At 44.5% G+C, this 263-nt stretch carries 1 protein-coding gene; it reads right to left on the bottom strand.

Annotated elements, in window-relative coordinates:
• Positions 1–263, bottom strand: a 263-nt coding sequence (locus tag CHH91_RS18635) for a G5 domain-containing protein (protein ID WP_176465866.1), incomplete at both ends; no start/stop codon positions are given.

The following is a 263-nucleotide window of genomic DNA, read 5'->3' as shown; positions in this document are numbered from 1 at the left end:
TGGTTCTTTTTCCGGTTGGCTTACTGGCTCTTGATCTACTGGCTCTTGATCCACTGACTCTTGGCTTACTGTTTCATGGGCCGTTTGTGTCTCAGAGACATATTCTTTTGCCTCTTCTTGTTTTGTTCCAACCGCAATAATACGGTTTTCACTCTCTTCAACCATTTCCGTCTTCACAAGTTGCCTGTCAACCTCGATGCCGTCTTCAAGCGTCACTTCATAGTGAAGAGCTTGCTTGCCTTTTTTTCCTTGTTCTACTACAC

The sequence above is a fragment of the Virgibacillus sp. 7505 genome (assembly GCF_002272135.1).
In the GTDB taxonomy this organism is placed as follows: domain Bacteria; phylum Bacillota; class Bacilli; order Bacillales; family Amphibacillaceae; genus Terribacillus.
Note: the sequence above shows the minus strand (reverse complement) of the source record. Positions and strands in the feature narration are given on the sequence as shown.